The 16,100-nt window shown below is 71.6% G+C and carries 13 protein-coding genes and 2 pseudogenes; 8 read left to right on the top strand and 7 right to left on the bottom strand.

The features are described from left to right. Positions 1 to 246: 246 nt before the first annotated feature. The 3 genes from BM290_RS14795 to BM290_RS14785 all read left to right on the top strand — a co-directional run bounded on the left by BM290_RS14795 (position 247) and on the right by BM290_RS14785 (position 2,865). Positions 247 to 936, top strand: a complete 690-nt coding sequence (locus BM290_RS14795; RefSeq protein ID WP_093614218.1) for a response regulator transcription factor — start codon at positions 247 to 249, stop codon at positions 934 to 936. After that, positions 929 to 2,287 (top strand): sensor histidine kinase, encoded by a 1,359-nt coding sequence (locus tag BM290_RS14790; RefSeq protein ID WP_093614216.1) that lies wholly within the window; start codon positions 929 to 931, stop codon positions 2,285 to 2,287. Before BM290_RS14795 ends, BM290_RS14790 begins: the two co-directional genes overlap by 8 nt. A 74-nt stretch (positions 2,288 to 2,361) precedes the next feature. After that, positions 2,362 to 2,865, top strand: coding sequence for a hypothetical protein (locus BM290_RS14785; protein ID WP_093614214.1), 504 nt, complete (start codon positions 2,362 to 2,364; stop codon positions 2,863 to 2,865). Between the two features lie 13 nt (positions 2,866 to 2,878). Here BM290_RS14785 and BM290_RS14780 read toward each other — a convergent pair whose 3' ends face one another. After that, positions 2,879 to 3,649 carry a DUF5995 family protein gene (locus tag BM290_RS14780; protein WP_093614212.1) on the bottom strand — a complete coding sequence of 257 codons (771 nt, stop codon included), beginning with the start codon at positions 3,647 to 3,649 and terminating at the stop codon, positions 2,879 to 2,881. Between the two features lie 175 nt (positions 3,650 to 3,824). Continuing rightward, positions 3,825 to 6,633 (bottom strand): annotated as a pseudogene (locus tag BM290_RS14775) (helix-turn-helix transcriptional regulator). Positions 6,634 to 6,807: 174 nt separating this feature from the next. On the opposite strand from BM290_RS14775, the gene BM290_RS14770 reads away from it, so the two are divergent. The 3 genes from BM290_RS14770 to BM290_RS14760 all read left to right on the top strand — a co-directional run bounded on the left by BM290_RS14770 (position 6,808) and on the right by BM290_RS14760 (position 12,146). Next, positions 6,808 to 7,416 carry an adenylate/guanylate cyclase domain-containing protein gene (locus BM290_RS14770; RefSeq protein WP_093614210.1) on the top strand — a complete coding sequence of 203 codons (609 nt, stop codon included), beginning with the start codon at positions 6,808 to 6,810 and terminating at the stop codon, positions 7,414 to 7,416. Positions 7,417 to 7,554: 138 nt separating this feature from the next. After that, entirely contained in the window at positions 7,555 to 9,612 is a 2,058-nt protein-coding gene (locus BM290_RS14765) for a DNA gyrase/topoisomerase IV subunit B (protein ID WP_093614208.1), read from the top strand. Positions 9,613 to 9,626: 14 nt separating this feature from the next. Continuing rightward, entirely contained in the window at positions 9,627 to 12,146 is a 2,520-nt protein-coding gene (locus tag BM290_RS14760) for a DNA gyrase/topoisomerase IV subunit A (RefSeq protein WP_093614206.1), read from the top strand. A gap of 149 nt (positions 12,147 to 12,295) precedes the next feature. Here BM290_RS14760 and BM290_RS14755 read toward each other — a convergent pair whose 3' ends face one another. Next, positions 12,296 to 12,763, bottom strand: a complete 468-nt coding sequence (locus BM290_RS14755) for an SgcJ/EcaC family oxidoreductase (RefSeq protein WP_093614204.1) — start codon at positions 12,761 to 12,763, stop codon at positions 12,296 to 12,298. 59 nt (positions 12,764 to 12,822) lie between these two features. Next, positions 12,823 to 13,266, bottom strand: a complete 444-nt coding sequence (locus tag BM290_RS14750; protein WP_239143545.1) for a MarR family winged helix-turn-helix transcriptional regulator — start codon at positions 13,264 to 13,266, stop codon at positions 12,823 to 12,825. Positions 13,267 to 13,377: 111 nt separating this feature from the next. Here BM290_RS14750 and BM290_RS14745 point away from each other — a divergent pair, with 111 nt between their 5' ends. Further along, positions 13,378 to 13,713, top strand: a complete 336-nt coding sequence (locus BM290_RS14745) for a cupin domain-containing protein (protein WP_239143544.1) — start codon at positions 13,378 to 13,380, stop codon at positions 13,711 to 13,713. 186 nt (positions 13,714 to 13,899) lie between these two features. Here BM290_RS14745 and BM290_RS48320 read toward each other — a convergent pair whose 3' ends face one another. Both BM290_RS48320 and BM290_RS14740 read right to left on the bottom strand, forming a co-directional pair. Beyond that, positions 13,900 to 14,046, bottom strand: a complete 147-nt coding sequence (locus tag BM290_RS48320; protein ID WP_177319716.1) for an NUDIX hydrolase — start codon at positions 14,044 to 14,046, stop codon at positions 13,900 to 13,902. 192 nt (positions 14,047 to 14,238) lie between these two features. Continuing rightward, a pseudogene (locus tag BM290_RS14740) lies at positions 14,239 to 15,138 on the bottom strand (aldo/keto reductase); the annotation flags it as partial. A 232-nt stretch (positions 15,139 to 15,370) separates the two neighbouring features. Here BM290_RS14740 and BM290_RS14735 point away from each other — a divergent pair. Continuing rightward, positions 15,371 to 15,868, top strand: a complete 498-nt coding sequence (locus tag BM290_RS14735; protein ID WP_093614200.1) for a hypothetical protein — start codon at positions 15,371 to 15,373, stop codon at positions 15,866 to 15,868. 3 nt (positions 15,869 to 15,871) lie between these two features. Here the strand turns inward: BM290_RS14735 and BM290_RS14730 are convergent, their stop codons facing one another. Continuing rightward, positions 15,872 to 16,072, bottom strand: coding sequence for a hypothetical protein (locus BM290_RS14730; protein ID WP_093614745.1), 201 nt, complete (start codon positions 16,070 to 16,072; stop codon positions 15,872 to 15,874). Positions 16,073 to 16,100: the final 28 nt, after the last annotated feature.

Here is a 16,100-nt window from a genome sequence, read left to right as displayed (position 1 = left end):
CCCCCGGCGCACTGTCGCTTTTATAGCACGATGGGAAAGCGCTTCCCGATCCTTTCTGGGAGCGCGCCCATCATCGATCGGTCGCTGGTCACGGCCGGAAGAGCGGTGATGTCGCACCATCCGGTGCGACACGCACACGTCACCCGGTCGGGTCATCGGCGTCCTTACCTTCCTCGAACGTTCGCGCGGCCCGGACGGCGGCATGATGACCTGGTGGACGCGGGTGCGCAGACCGATGATGGGCCGATGACGGACATACCGGGCCGGGGGCTGGTCCTCGTGGTCGAGGACGAGCGGCCGATCGCCGACCTGGTCCGGCTCTACCTGAGCCGTGAGGGGTTCGGGGTGCACGTGGAACGGGACGGGGCGGCCGGGCTGGCCGCCGCTCGCCGCCTGCGCCCGGTCGCCTGCATCCTCGACATCGCCCTGCCGGGGCTGGACGGCACCGAGATCTGCCGCCGGCTGCGTGCCGACGGCGACTGGACGCCGGTGATCTTCCTGACCGCGCGGGACGACGAGGTCGACCGGATCCTCGGGCTGGAGCTGGGCGGCGACGACTACGTGACGAAGCCGTTCAGCCCGCGGGAGCTGGTGACCCGGGTCAAGGCGCTGCTGCGGCGGGCGTCGGTCACCGCCGAGCCCGACCGGGTCCGGTCCCTCGGCCCCCTGAGGCTCGATCCCGGCCGCCGCTCCGTCACCGTGGACGGCGCCGCGCTCACCCTGACGGCCACCGAGTTCGATCTGCTCGCCCACCTGCTGGGCCGGCCGGGGCGGGTGTTCACCCGCGAGGAGCTGCTGGCCGCGGTCTGGGGCTACGCGTCGCACGCCGGCACCCGGACGGTCGACGTGCACGTGGCGCAGGTGCGGGCCAAGCTCGGCCCGTCGGCCGGCCTGATCCGGACCGTCCGTGGAGTCGGGTACACGGCCGATGCGTGACTTCTTCCGTACGCTGACCGGCCGTGCCGTGCTGGTCACCGCCGCCACCGCGGTGGTCGCCGTGATCGTGACCGCGATGGTGGCCGTGCCGATCGCGATCCGCTCGGTGAACACCCAGATCCGCGCCGAGCTGATGGACAAGACCGTCCTCGCGGTCGAGTCGCTGACCGACGAGCGGCCGGCCGCCCGGAAGCGGATCACCGACCGGCTGCGCGCTCAGGACATCGAGATCTACCTGATCAGAAACGGTCGCCCGGACAGGGAGGGGCTGCCGCCGCGGGTGGTCCGCCGGATCACCGCGGGCGGCACCGTCGACCTGCGGGCACCGGTCGGCGGCCGGCCCTCGTTCATCGCCGGCAGTCCTCTCCCGGGCGCCGCCAGCGGGGTGGTCCTCACCCGGAGGGTCGCCTCCGGCGTCGGGTGGCGGGTGTTCCGCGGCGTGTGGGTGGCGCTGCTGGCCGGCCTTCTCGGGGGCATCCTGGCGGGTGCGCTGCTGGCCAGGTTCGTGGCCCGGCCGATCGGGCTGGCCGCGGCCGCCGCCGGGCGGCTCGCGGCCGGCGACCGTTCGGTGCGGATCGCCCGTGCCGGCCCGGCCGAGGCGGTCCGGCTCGCCGACGCCATCAACCAGCTGGCGGGCGCGTTGCAGACCAGTGAGGGCCGGGAGCGTGACTTCCTGCTGTCGGTGTCGCACGAGTTGCGTACCCCGCTGGCGACGATCCGCGGTTACGCCGAGGCGCTGGCCGACGGTGTGATCAGCGGCGACGACACGGCCGCGGCCGGATCGACGGTGCTCGCCGAGGCGCAGCGACTGGACCGGCTCATCTCCGACCTGCTGGTGCTCTCCCGGCTGGAGGCCGCCGACCTGCCGCTGGACGTCACCGACGTGGACCTGGGGGAGCTGGTCCGGCAGGCCGGGCAGGCGTGGGCCGCGCGATGCGCCGACGGCGGGCCGGCACTGACCGTGCGGACGCCGGACGAGCCGGTGGTCGTCGGCACCGACCCGGGCCGGATCCGGCAGGTGCTCGACGGCCTCTGCGAGAACGCCCTGCGGGTGGTCCCGGCCGGCGCGCCGCTCATTCTCGCCGTCCGGTCCGGCGAGGGCGAGGGCATCATCGAGGTACGCGACGGAGGCCCCGGATTCACCGACGACGACCTGGCCGTCGCGTTCGAACGGGGCGAGCTGAACCGGCGTTACCGCGGGGTGCGCAAGGTCGGCAGCGGGCTCGGCCTGGCCTTGGCCGCCCGTCTGGTGACCCGGCTCGGCGGCCGGATCAGTGCGGGTCACGCCCCCGAAGGCGGCGCGATGTTCACCGTGGCGCTGCCCGGCCGGCAGGGCCACAGCGACGCGTGAGCCCGACCCGTCCTTTACCGAACCCGAACACGAACCGCACGCGGTCCGATCGGCTCCTGGCCACCATCGAGCGCATGAACCGTACATCCATGAAGGTCTTGATCGTTGCTCTTGCTCTCGCGGTGAGCGGGTGCGGCGCGCAAGTGCCCGCCGCCGAGGCCGCCGACGCCGCCGTCGAGATGGTGGCGCTGCAGGAGGTCGGCTTCGACGCCGGCGACGCGGGGGACGCCGGCGACGCGGGGGACACGGCGGCCGGGAAGCCGGGCGTGCGGCCCCACACCGTGCGCAAGCTGCTGCGCAAGAACACGCTGCACGGTGAGGTGGTGGTGCGGACCCGCGACGATGAGGAGCGCACCGTCGTGGTCCAGCGTGGCGCGGTGACCGCCGCCGACGACAAGGGTTTCACCGTGAAGTCGTCCGACGGCTTCGAGCTGACCTGGACATACGGCGATCCGGTACGGGTGGCCCAGAACCGGGAGAAGGCCGAGCGCAGCGCGGTGCGTGCCGGCGTGCAGGTCGGTGTCGGCGGGGTCCGTGACGGTGCGGCTGTCACGGCCCGCCTGATCATCGTCGGCTGACGCCGAACCGCCGTTACTGCAGGAAGCTGCCGAACGGTGACAGCAGCAGCTTGCCGAGGCCGGTGGCGGTGCCGTCGAGACGGCGGCGCTCCTTGTCGAGCGCGCCCAGATCGTGCCGGATCGCCCACAGCTTCTGGGCGTTGCGCCAGGCGACGTTACGGGTGTACTCCACCATCTCGCCCTGCCACCAGTCGTCGAGGTCACCGTTCATCGTGTCGATGAGTAGCTGCCAGCGGTCCAGATAGCCGCGGCGCAGACCCGGGATCTCCTCGGCGAAGATGTCGTTGACCTGCAGGTAGTCGTGGTGCTGGTCGCTGCCGTCGACCGGGTCGCTGCCGAGGTGGTCGAACGTCGTCACCAGGGCGAACGGCAGGTCGAAGTTGATGTGCGCGTTGACCCCGGCGACCGCCGACGGCAGGGCGCGCGCGTCCGGCCCGGGGATCCGGCAGAACAGGCCGGCCCACACGCCCGGACACGCCGGACTGCCCTCGGTCCAGTAACGGAGGGCGTCGAAATAGCGGGCGGCGAATTCGACATCGAGCCGGGCGAGGAACGCGGGGTCCTTGAACTTGCCGGCGTAGAGACGCTCCAGCACGTTCTCGGTGATCGTGAGGTAGAGCTTGTTGAAGTCGGCCAGCGGGTTGCTGTCGAGCAACGGTGGCACTCGGCACAGGGCAACCTGTAGTCGGGCGAGTAGGTCGACCACTCCGGGGACGTCGTCGGGGTGCCGTTGCAGGAGGTCGGACATCTCCTGCTGTACGGGGCCCCAGATGGGCTGGGTCATGGGTTCCTCCGTGGGTGATGCAAAGGCAACGGAGGGCCCCCAGCACCGCCCGGCGAAGCCTGTCGCCGGGCGGTGCTCCCCCGTGGCGCCTACACTTCCATCGGGGGTCCGTGGTCGGATCGGTAGAACGACGTATTCCGTGTACGTATGTCACGCACGGATAACGATCGCCTGGTCAGGCTGCTGTCAGATAGACGCGGCTCGCCTGTACGCGAGTGCGCACCTGCAGTTTGTCGAAGATGTGCCCCAGGTGCACGCCGACGGTGCGCTCACTGATGAACAGCAACTCACCGATCTCGCGATTGGTCAAGCCCTCGGCCACCGCCGCCAGCACCTCCCGCTCCCGTCCGGTCAGCGTGGACAGCTCGTCCGCCGCGCGCTCCGGGCCGGCCGGCACCACCTGGACGTCGTCGCCGAGCGTGACCCGGAACCGCTGCGCCACCGCGATGATCTCGTTGGCGAACGGGCGGGCGCCCATCGCGGTCGCCGTCGCATACGCCTGGCGCAGCCCGGTGACCGCCGACGTGCGCCGGACCCGGCGCTGCAGGGAGACCTCGGCGTGCCGCAGCCGTGAGTACGCCGCGGGGGTACGGCTGCTGGCGCCGGTCCCAGATGGCGGCCGCCCGCGCCCACGGCTCGGGATCCTGACGGTCCTCCACCCGGCTCAGCTCGGCGGTGCACAGGTCCAGGTAGCCGTCGACCACCGCGCGGACCGGCGCCGGCGCCTCGACCACGCCCTTGACCAGGCGATCCATCACCGTCCGGAGCCGGCGGATCGCCCCCGCGTCGATCGGCTGGCCGGCCACGTGCGCCTCCGCCTCGGCGCGCAGACCGTGCCAGGCCAGCACCCCGAGCAGCACCAGGTCGTCGGAGCGGGTCTCGGTCAGGCCACGCTGCACGGCGGCCCGCGCCTCGGCGTGCTCGCCCTGCCACATCGCCAGCCCGGCCCGCAGCGTCAGCATCGGCAGCACGTGCCGCGCCCCGCCGCCGGCCAGCAGGGTCGCCACCGCGTCCAGGTCACGGCGGGCATTTTCCACCTCGCCGAAGCCGACCCACAGCTGCGAGCGGGCGAGCAGCAGCTCCACCGCGTCGGCGCCGGACGGGTGGTTGCGCATCGCCGTCTCCAGCACCGCATACGCCTCGGACCACTGACCGTTGCGGAACAGCCCCTTCGCGGCGATCGCCAGCAGCCGGGTCTGGTAGGTGCGGCCCACCCCGCGGGCGGCGAGCAGGCCGGCGCCCCGCCGGGCCACCAGCACGCCCTCCTCGAGGCTGTTCAGCGGGCCGGCCAGCAGCTCCGCCAGGTGCAGGTAGGCCACGCCCAGATCGTCCGGGTGGCCGGACCGCTCGGCGATCTCCACGGCGTGCCGGATGACCGCCAGACCGGCGTCCGGGTCCTCGCGGAACGCGGCGCTGAAGCCCAGCGCGGCGCTGGCCCGCACCAGGTCGGTGGTGGCGCCGTTGACCGCGGCCAGTTCGAGGGCCTCCCGGGCGTGCTGGTTCGCGTCGGCATAACGCCCGAGATGCAGGAGCAGTTCAGCGAGGTACGCCGCAGCCGACGCCCGCCGCCGCGGAGTGCAGTCCGGCGCCTCGAGGGCCCGCTGATACTCGATCTCGGCGGTCGCCGAACGCCCGGCCGCGGCCAGGTAGCGCGCCCGCCGCAGGTGCAGCTCGGACTGGCCCGGGGCATCCGGCCGCCCGGCCAGCTCCTCCAGCCGGGCCAGCGCCAGCAGGTGCTCGCCGCACTGGTGGGCCGACTCGGCGGCGTGCCCCAGCAGCTCGGTGCGGCGGGGATCGGTGTCACCAGCCAGTTGCAGCGCGATCGTCCAGTAGCGGTGCGCCTCGGCGAAACCGTACATCCGCTCGGCCGCGCGGGCCGAGGCCACCACCGGCGGCAGCGCCCGGTCCGGCTCGCCGGCCCGCTGCCAGTGGAAGGCCAGGCGAGCGTTGTCCGGCTCGCCCTCCACCGACTCCAGCGTCTCGGCGTACCGCCGGTGCAGCGACGCCGCCTCGGCCGGCAGCACCTCCTGCTCCAGGACCTCGGCGACCAGCCGGTGACGCAGCTTGTAACCGTCCCGGTCGCTGGCCACGAACCGGTGCGTGACCGCCGCCCGGACCGCCTCGATCAGCTGGTCCTCCGGCAACGGCACCACCCCGGCCAGCACCGCGTGCTCGACCGGCTCGACACCGGCGGCGATCGCGTGCACCACGGTGTGCGCGTTCGGCGGCAGCTCGTCCACCCGGGACAGGAAGATCTCGCGCAGCGTGTCGGACAGCTCGACCCGCCCGTCGCGCAGGTCGCGGGCCAGTTCCTCGACCACGAAAGGGTTGCCGCCGCTGCGCTTGTAGACCCGGTCGGCGTCCTCCAGCGCCACGGTGCCGCCGACGATCGCGGTCACCAGCTCACGCGTGTGATCCTGGCTCAGCGGGGCCAGGTCGACCACCCGGACCGAGCGCAGGCGGCGCAGCTCGGCCAGGACCCGGCGCAGCGGGTGGGTGCCGTGCAGCGCCTCGGCGCGGATCGCGGCGAGCACCGACACCCGCACGTCGCCGAGCCCGGCGAGCAGATAGAGCAGCAGCTGGCGGGTGCTCCGGTCGGCCCACTGCAGGTCGTCCAGCACGAGCAGCAGCTGCTGCTCGCCGGCGATCGCGCGCAGGTCACGCGACACCCGCTCGAGCAGGGCGCCGGCGTCGTCGGCCGTACCGGCCGGGGCGGTGCCGTCGAGCCGGCGCAGCGCCTGCAGCACCGGGTGCAGCGGTGAGGCGTCACCGATGTCGAGGCAGGTGCCGAACAGCACCGAGAAACCCGTCTCCCGCAAGGCGTCGGCGGTCTCCCGCAGCAGCCGGCTCTTGCCGACGCCGCTCTCCCCGGTCACGAACACCGCGGCTGTCCCGCCGGGACCGACGTTGCGGAGGTTGGACTGAACGTCGGCCAGCGTGCCGGTGCGCCCGACAAGCGGCCCCTCGTCCCCCTGTCTGGCCATGCTCGGCAGCCTAATCCGTATCCGCCTATCACTATGTCGTCGGTTCGGACTGTTCTGCGTCACAAAAACGACGGAATTCGATGCTGTCAGAGATACGTCGTTCTGCGGATCCGCGTCTTCCCGCTGGCTGGCACCGTACTCCCGGTCAACGCAGTGATCTGGGGGAGCGAAGACATGAGCACCGTCATCAGTGCCGTTCAGGAGCGGCGTCAGACCGTAACCGTGCTGTTCGTCGACATCGTCGGCTTCACCGCTCTGGTGGACCGGCTGGACTGCGCGGAGGTGCGGGCGCTGCAGAGGGATTACTTCTCGACGGTCTCGGCCGTGGTCCGAGGCTGTGGGGGCATCGTCGAGAAGTACGTGGGGGACGCGGTGATGGCGGTGTTCGGCGCCGCGGAGGGGGGATTCGGCCGGGGGGCGGCCGCCTCCGCGGTCCAGGCGGGCCTGTCGGTCCAGGAGTCGTTGAGGGGGCGTCTCCTGGCCGGCAGGTTCCCCGTCCGGACCCGGGTGGGACTGGCCACCGGCGAGGTGATCGTCGACCCGATGGCCGCCTTCGACGGCGGGTACGGGATGATCAGTGGCAGCGTGGTGAGCACGGCGGCCCGTCTGCAGGCCTACGCGCCGCACGACACCGTGGTGGTCTGCTCGGCCACCCGGGACGTGACCGACGAGCTCATCGCCTACCAGGAGCTGCCGCCGGTGTCGGTTCCGGGCAAGCCGTACCCGCTGGACCTGTTCCGGGCGCTGCAGCCGCAGACCGTGTCGCTGGCGACTGTGGCGTAGCGCACTTCTTGGGGTGGATCATCCCCATTTTGGCCACGGACTGGTCTAGACCTGCCTCGCCTGGGGCAGAAGTGTCGTAGGCGCCGGGTAGGCTCGCGCCGTCCTTGACCACCATGGCCTGACCGGGAGTGCCGCCTCGTGACCGCGCAACCAGAGACCTTGTACGGGGCTGACGACCTCACGCACCTGGAAGGGCTCGACGCTGTCCGCAAACGCCCGGGCATGTACATCGGGTCCACCGACAGCAGAGGCATCAACCACCTCGCCAACGAGATCATCGACAACTGCACCGACGAGGGGGTCGGCGGCCACGCCACCCGCATCGCCGTGACGCTGCACGGCGACGGCTCGGTCCAGGTCGACGACGACGGCCGGGGCATCCCGACCGACGTGCACGCCAAGTCCGGGCTGAGCGGCGTCGAGCTGGTGCTCACCCGCCTGCACGCCGGCGGCAAGTTCGGCGGCTCCGGCTACAAGACCTCCGGCGGCCTGCACGGCGTCGGCGCGTCCGCGGTCAACGCGCTCGCCCTGCGCTTCGACGTCACCGTCAAGCGTGACGGCAAGGTCCACGAGATCTCGTTCCAGCGTGGTGTGCCCGGGGTCTTCGACGGTCCCGGGCCGGACGCGCCGTTCACCCGCGAGCCCGGCCTGCGGGTGCTCCGCCGGATGAAGCGGGGCGAGCCCAGCGGCACCTCGATCCGGTACTGGTACGACGCCCGCTACTTCGAGACCGGCGCCAAGCTCGACGTCGAGGCCGTCCGCACCAAGCTGCGCAACACCGCGTTCCTGGTCCCCGGCGTTCAGTACACCCTCTTCGACGCGACCGCCGAGGAGCCGGCCACCGAGACGTTCCACTACCCGAACGGCCTCGTCGACATGGTCGACTTCCTCACCCCGGCGTCGGACAAGCCGGTCTCCGGCACGCTGCTGGTCACCGGCGAGGGGACGTACAAGGAGAACGCGGCCGACGCCAACGGCGTGATGCAGTCCAACGTCGTCCGGCACGCCCAGGTCGAGGTCGCCTTCCGCTGGGGCACCGGCTACGAGCGCACCGTCGAGTGCTTCACCAACACCATCCGCAACGTGCACGGCGGCACCCACCGCAAGGGCTTCGAGCGGGCTCTCGTGCGTGCCCTGACCGAGGCCATCCGCAACGCCCGCGGGCTGCTCAAGCCCAAGGAGGAGCCGCCCGTCCTGGACGACTTCCTGGAGGGCATGACAGCGGTCATCCACGTGCGGGTGCCGGAGCCGCAGTTCACCTCGCAGACCAAGGACGAGCTGTCCACCGCGGGTGTCGCCCGGGTCATGCAGACCCTCGTCGAGACCTATCTGAAAGAGTGGATCGACGGGCGGCGGACCAAGACCGAGGCCCGGACCGTCCTGCAGAAGGTGGTGGACGCGGCCCGCGTCCGGCTCACCCAGAAACAGCAGAAGGACGCGGCCCGCCGCAAGACCGCCCTGGAGGGCGCGTCGATGCCGGCCAAGCTCGTCGACTGCCGGGCCATCGGCATCGACCGGTCCGAGCTGTTCATCGTCGAGGGTGACTCGGCGCTCGGCACCGCCCGGATGGCCCGCTCCTCGGAGTATCAGGCGTTGCTGCCGATCCGCGGCAAGATCCTCAACGTCCAGAAGGCGAGCCTCCAGCAGGTCCTCGACAACGCCGAGTGCTCGGCGATCGTGCAGGTCCTCGGGGCCGGCTCGGGGCGTACCTTCGACATCGGCTCGATGCGCTACGGCCGCGTCATGATCATGGCCGACGCCGACGTCGACGGCTCGCACATCCGGACCCTGCTGATCACGCTCTTCGCGAAGTACATGCGGCCGGTCATCGAGCACGGCCGGCTCTTCGCCGCGATGCCGCCCCTGCACAAGGTGGTCACCAAGGGCCGCAACTCCGAGACCATCTACACCTACACCCAGCAGGAGATGGAGAGCACCGTCGGCCGCCTCGAACAGTCCGGACGTCAGGTGCAGAAACCGGTGCCCAGGTTCAAGGGCCTCGGTGAGATGGACGCCGACGAGCTGTGGGACACCACGATGAACCCGGCCGAGCGCACCGTCCGGCGGATCACCATCGAGGACGCCGACCGTGCCGAGGCCACCCTCGAGCTGCTGATGGGTGAGCGGGTCGAGCCCCGGAAGAACTGGTTGATCGAGGCCGCGGGCCGGATCGACCAAGAGACGATCGACGCCTGAGAGGTCCGCTACCAATGGCACGCCGCAAATCCGACAAGCGCGTCGACCTGTCCGCGTTCGACCAGGCGGGCGCCCGGGTCATCGACAACCCGCTCACCACCGAGGTGGAGGACTCCTACCTGGAGTACGCCTACTCGGTCATCCACTCGCGCGCCCTGCCCGACGCGCGGGACGGTCTCAAGCCGGTCCACCGGCGGATCCTCTGGTCCATGTCCGAGCAGGGGCAGCGCCCCGACCGGCCGTATGTGAAGTCGGCCCGCGTCGTCGGCGACGTGATGGGTAAGTACCACCCGCACGGCGACGTCGCGATCTACGACGCCCTGGTCCGGCTCGCTCAGGACTTCTCGCTCAATACGCCGCTCATCGACGGGCACGGCAACTTCGGCTCGCCCGACGACGGCCCGGCCGCCGCGCGGTACACCGAGGCCCGCATGTCCCGCGAGGCGATGCTGCTGGTCGGCGAGCTCGGCGAGGGCACCGTCGACTTCAAGCCCACCTACGACGGCTCCGAGTCCGAGCCCAAGGTGCTGCCCGCCGCCTTCCCGAACCTGCTGGTCAACGGCACGTCCGGGATCGCCGTCGGCATGGCGACCAACATGATCCCGCACAACCTGGGCGAGGTCGTGGCCGCCGCCCGGCACCTGATCCGCAAGCCCGGCGCCGACCTCGACGAGCTGATGCGTTACGTGCCCGGGCCCGACCTGCCCACCGGCGGCCAGCTGCTCGGCCTCGACGAGGTGCGCCGGGCGTACGAGACCGGCCGCGGCGTCGTCCGGATCCGGGCCCGCGCCGAGACCGGCCTGCTCGAAGGCGGCCGCGGCCGGCAGGCCATCACCGTCACCGAGCTGCCCTACGGCGTCGGCGCCGAGAAGATCATCGAGGCGATCACCGACGAGGTGAAGGGCAAGGTGATCACCTCCGGCCCCCGGCGTGGCCAGCGCCAGGCCGCCCGCCTCACCGGCATCGCCGACGTCAAGGACCTCACCGACCGCGAGCACGGCACCCGCCTCGTCATCGAGTGCAAGGTCGGCGTCAACCCGCAGGCCCTGCTCGCCGACCTCTACCGGCTCACCCCGCTGGAGAGCTCCTTCGGCATCAACAACCTGGTGCTCGTCGACGGGCAGCCGCGGACCCTCGGGCTCAAGGCGCTGCTCGAGGTCTTCGTGCAGCACCGCTACGACGTCGTCACCCGGCGGACCCTCTATCGGCGTACCAAGCGCGAGGACCGCCTGCACCTGGTCGACGGCCTGCTCATCGCCCTGATCGACATCGACCGGGTGGTCGCGCTGATCCGGGCCAGCGACGACGCGGCCGCCGCCAAGGCCGGTCTGATGACCGAGTTCGGCCTCTCCGACATCCAGGCGACGTACATCCTCGACACCCCGCTGCGGCGGCTCACCCGGTTCGACCGGATCGAGCTGGAGGCCGAGCAGGACCGGCTCCGCACCGAGATCGCCGAACTCACCCGGATCCTCGACAACGAGGACGTTTTGAAGAAGGTCGTCTCCGACGAGCTCGCCGCGGTCGCCAAGGAGTTCGGCGCGGCCCGCCGCACCACCCTCATCGACGGCGATCTCAAGGAGGTCCTCGCCGCCTCGGTGCCGGCCGGCCCGCTCGAGGTCGCCGACGACCCCTGCCAGGTCATCCTGTCCGCGACCGGCCTGATCGCCCGGACCGCCGCGGAGAGCGAGGAGTCCACCGAGGCCCGCAAACGCAGTGGCCGCGTCAAACACGACGCCGTCCGCGCGATCATCCACTCCACCGCCCGCGGCCGGATCCTGCTCGTCACCAACCGCGGCCGGGCCTTCAAGACCGACGTGCTCACCCTGCCGGTCCTGCCCGAGCAGTCCGGCACCGTCTCGCTGCGCGGTGGCATGTCCGCGTCCGAGCTGGTGCCCCTGCACAAGGGTGAGAAAGTGGTCGGCATGGCCCCGCTCACCGGCGGCGAGTCACCGGGCATCGCGATGGGCACCAAGTTCGGCATCGTCAAGGTGTGCGCGCCCGAGTGGCCGGTCCGCTCCGACGAGTTCGAGGTCATCACCCTCAAGGAGGGCGACGAGGTCCTCCAGGCCACCTGGCTCACCGACGGCGCCGAAGCGCTCGTGTTCGTCACGTCCGACGCCAACCTGCTCCGCTTCCCGGCCAAACTCGTGCGGCCGCAGGGCCTCAAGGGCGGTGGCATGGCCGGCGTCAACCTCGGGCCCGACGCCGAGGTGATCTCCTTCAACGCCGTCACCACCTCCGACGGCGAACACGGCGAACCCATGGTCGTCACCTCCACCGGGACCCAGGTCAAGGTGTCACCGTTCGCGTCGTACCCCGCCAAGGGCCGCGCCACCGGCGGCGTCCGGGTGCAGCGGTTCCTCAAGGGGGAGTCGCGGCTGGTGGTCGCCTGGGTCGGCCCGCGGCCGGTCGGCGCCTCGAACACGGGCGACCCGGTCGAGCTCCCGGAACCCGACGCTCGCCGCGACGGCTCCGGAAACCCGGTCATCATGGGTCCGCAGCTCATCGGCCACCTGATCGAGCGGGACTGAGTCCCGGGGGGTCCACGGATGGCGGCCAGGCCTGATCCGTCCGTGGACCCCGCTCCCGAGCCGCTGAACTCCCCACGTCCTGCGGCCGGCCGTCAGGTGAGGAGCCGGCCGTCAGGTGAGGAGCCGGCCGTCAGGTGAGAAGCTGGGCGTCAGGTGAGAAGCTGGGCGTTCGTGGCCTGCGATGCGAGTTCGGCGGTGTGGGCGGCAGCGGCCTCCGGACGGCCGTGATACTGAGCCGGCGTGCTCTGGAAGAGGATCACTCGCCAGCCAGGCAGCCTCCGCTCGGCCACCAGCGTCTGGACGGCGTTGACCGCCGGGTCGAGGGAGTCCCCGCCCGGCGGGATCATGCCGGCGACCGATCGCAACAGGACGGCTCCGGGGCCGAGAATCCGCAGCTCCCTGATCCGGGCGACGTAGGTGGCGGTCGGGTGGTCCTGGAAGATCGGCGCCAGATGCTTACCGATGTCCGACGCGTCCACCTGGCTACCGTCGAACCCGACCAGGACACCGTCCTCCGCGAACAATCCCGCAAAACGTTCGGCGTCCCGCTCGTTCCAGGCGGTGAGCAGATCCCGGTAGAGCTCCCGGACGACTGATTCAGCACGAGTCTCACCCATGCCGTAACCCTCCCACGCCGAAGCCCTCGGGACGGAGCCTGGGCCGGCCGGGGTTGCGGTCACCAGATGGGGCGGATCCGGCCGGGGGTGGCCAGGTGGGTCAGGGCCGTTCTCAGGGCGGCGGCCTGGGCGGGCGTCAGGGCGGCGGCCAGCGGGGCCAGCGTCTCGGCGGCCGCTCGGTCGGCTGCCTGGGTGCAGGCGTGACCCTTTTCGGTCAGGACCAGGAGACGGGCTCGGGCGTCGGTGGGGTGGGGGCGGCGTACGACGTACCCCTTGCGGATCAGCTCCTCGGCCATCTGGCTTGCCGCCTGCTTGGTGATCTCCAGGTGTTCGGCGAGGTCGGTGACGGTGGCGCCGGCGCCGGACAGGCGGGCGAAGGCGAAGCCGTGCGCGGGGCGCAGGTCGGTGAAGCCGCTCGCCCGCACCCGGGAGTCGATGCCGTCGACCAGCGCGCGGGCCGCGCTGAGGAGGAGCACCGGGAGGTCCTGGAGATCGTCACGCACAGGAGCAGTTTGACACAGAGGTCAATCTGCTTGACTATTTGGTCAAGCAGATTGACTACTTCTGGAGGGGCAATGGCAATCCATCGCAGTACGGAGGCAGTGGTCCACCGCTTGCACGGCAGCGTGTTCCACGCCTTCGCGTCGCCGTCGACCGGCAGCCGGGAGCTGTGCGCCTGGCGGATCGAGATCGCGGGCGGGGTGACCGGGGTGCCGCACCGGGTGGGTCGTGAGGAGGTGCTGATGGTGTCGGCCGGGGAGTTGTCGGTCAGCCTGGACGGCGTCGCCGGCCGGGTCGGCGCCGGTGATGTCCTGGTCGTGCCGGCCGGGACCGAGTTCCGGGTCGACAACGACGGCGCCGAGACCGCTGCGGCCTGGGTGACCACGAGCGCCGGCTTCGAGGCCACCCTGCCGGACGGGACCGTCATCACCCCGCCCTGGGTGAGCTGACGCACCGGCCGTGGTCGTGAGTTGTCCCCGCGGTCAAGGCGAGGAAGTGCCGCGCCGCAGTGCGATCACGGCCGGGAAAGCGGCACCGGCGCCATGGCGAAGCGACGTGGCTTCGTGCGGTGGGCCAGGTCAAGAGCGAAGCGGCGGCGAGGTCGACCGCGCCGCCACAGTCACGGTGGTGACGCTTCAGTGGGCGAACCGGTGGGTGGTCCAGCCGGGCGGGGGCGGAGTCCGGAGCCACATGGCCAGCAGGACGGCGCTGGCCGGGAAGAGCGGCGTGGGCAGGTCGGTCAGGGGGCGCCACTCCCACCGGTCGAAGACGTCGGGCTCCAAAGGCCGCGGAACGCCGCCACTGTGATCGGCCGTGACGCCCGCGACGAGCGGTGAGCAGGAGAGCGGTGAGCGTGAGCGGGAGAGCAGTGAGCGTGAGCGGGAGAACGGTGAGCGGGAGAGCGGTGAGCGGCGAAGGCCGTGCAGCGCAGACCGCCAGCGCCGGATCGGCGCCGGCGGTCGTGGCGGTGGGACTCAGGCGGTCAGCGCGTCGATCGCCTTGATCTCGTCAGCGGTGAGCGGGCCTCGCGCCTCGGCCGCGAGGCATTCGGCGAGTTCGGTGCGGTTCTTGACGCCGAGGATCACAGTGGCGACGCCCGGGACGCTGAGCGCGTACCGGTGTGCCAGCGACGCCGGGCTCTCGCCGAAGGAGGCGGCCAGGTCGCGGAAGGGCGCCGCGCGGGTGAAGTCGACGGCCGCCGGGTGGTCGGCCGGCACGTCGCGGTCCAGGGCGTCGGTGAGGGAGCCGGCGGCGACGACCCGGATGGCGGTGACCGCGATCCCGGCGTCGGCGGCCGCCCGGACCAGGCCGGCGTTGTCGGGGCGGGCGGTGTCGCCGTGGATCCACAGGTCGCCGCTCTGGTCGAGCGCGTTGACGACGATCTGCGCGGTGTCCGGCCGGGGCGCGGCGGCGAAGGCGTCGAGCAGCGGGCCGGGGTCGCCGACGGCGGTGATGCCCCACGCCCGGATGAGGCCTTCGTCGCGCAGGTCCTCGAAGACCGGGACGATCTCGTCGCGGTAGCCGGCCGGGTCGACCGTTCCGGAGAGGACGGTTCCGGGACGGCGGAACTGGGTGTGGAGGACGAGCACGTCGAGATGGTCGCGTTCCAGACGGGTGAGGCTGGCCTGCAGGCTGCGCCGGATGCGTGCGGCGTAGTCGCGGCCGTCGTCGTCGGGCAGCTGCACCTTGCTGGTGATCATCACGTCGGAGGGGTGGCCGCGCAGCGCGTCGGCGACCGCCACCTCGGACTCGAAACCCGTGCCGTAGCTGGGCGCCAGGTCGAGCATGGTGATGCCGGCGTCGAGTGCGGCGTGGACCGTCGCGACCGCTTCGGCGCGGTCGGTGGAGCCCCAGACGCCGCCGATGCCGCCGCCACCGAGCGTGAGCGCACTGACACGGCCGAGTCAGCCGAAGGACCGCAGTTCCATCATGTTCTCCTCTTCGTTCCCGGCTGTCCGAATCGACCGTAGAACCTGGAGCGCGCTCCAGATCAAGTCCTTGGATCGATGCGGCGCGCCGTCGGCGCAGAGGTGTCCACCACGTGAATAATCCGTGCTTCCGTACGCCTCGACCAGGGACGATGGCGTCTGCGGGAAAGGGGGAGCGGTGGACGTCGTGGCGCAGTGGGTGACGACCGAGTGGACCAGGCGCTCCCGGGGTGGTCCGGGAGCCGCGCTGCGCAGCGCGGTGCCGCAGGGCTTCCGCCTGCCCGGCCGCAGGCGCGGCGTGGTGCACGAGGTGATGATCACCGAAGGTAACGATTTCCGGCCGATCGAGTCGTTCGGCGCGGAGCCTCCGGAGCGTGAGCCGAGCCTGGCGCGTTCCGGTCTGCGGCTGGTCCGGGCCGACAAGGGGGTACGCGTCGAGCTGCTCCTGGCCAGACTCGGCGACCCGTCGCGGGCCCGCCGTCCGCCGGGTGTCTGGCTGGCGCCGGGGGAGTGGCTGCGCTGGCAGGTCAACTACCGGATGTCGGGCCCGAGGATCGACGGCGGGCGCTGGGAGTACCGGCAGGACACCCTGAACATCGCGGTGGGCCCGGCCGATCCGGAGCTGTTCTTCGGCGAGCCCACCCGGCACATCGACGAGCGGGGTTTCCTGCGGTAGGTCCTACTTGCTCGGCTCCGGCACGTCGCAAGTGATCTTCGGGTTGACGCCCATCCAGTTGAGCGGGCCGGCGACGGTGGTGACGATGACCGTGCCGGCTTTCGCGCAGCTGGCGTCGCCGCTGTCGGAGAAGTAGCCACGCTCGAACGCGGCGACGACACCGAGGACGAGCCAGATGAGAACGATGACCGCACCGATACGCATGAGAGCCTCCAAGCCGGGGTTGAAGCGG

The sequence above is a fragment of the Actinoplanes philippinensis genome (assembly GCF_900113015.1).
GTDB lineage: Bacteria > Actinomycetota > Actinomycetes > Mycobacteriales > Micromonosporaceae > Actinoplanes > Actinoplanes philippinensis.
Note: the sequence above shows the minus strand (reverse complement) of the source record. Positions and strands in the feature narration are given on the sequence as shown.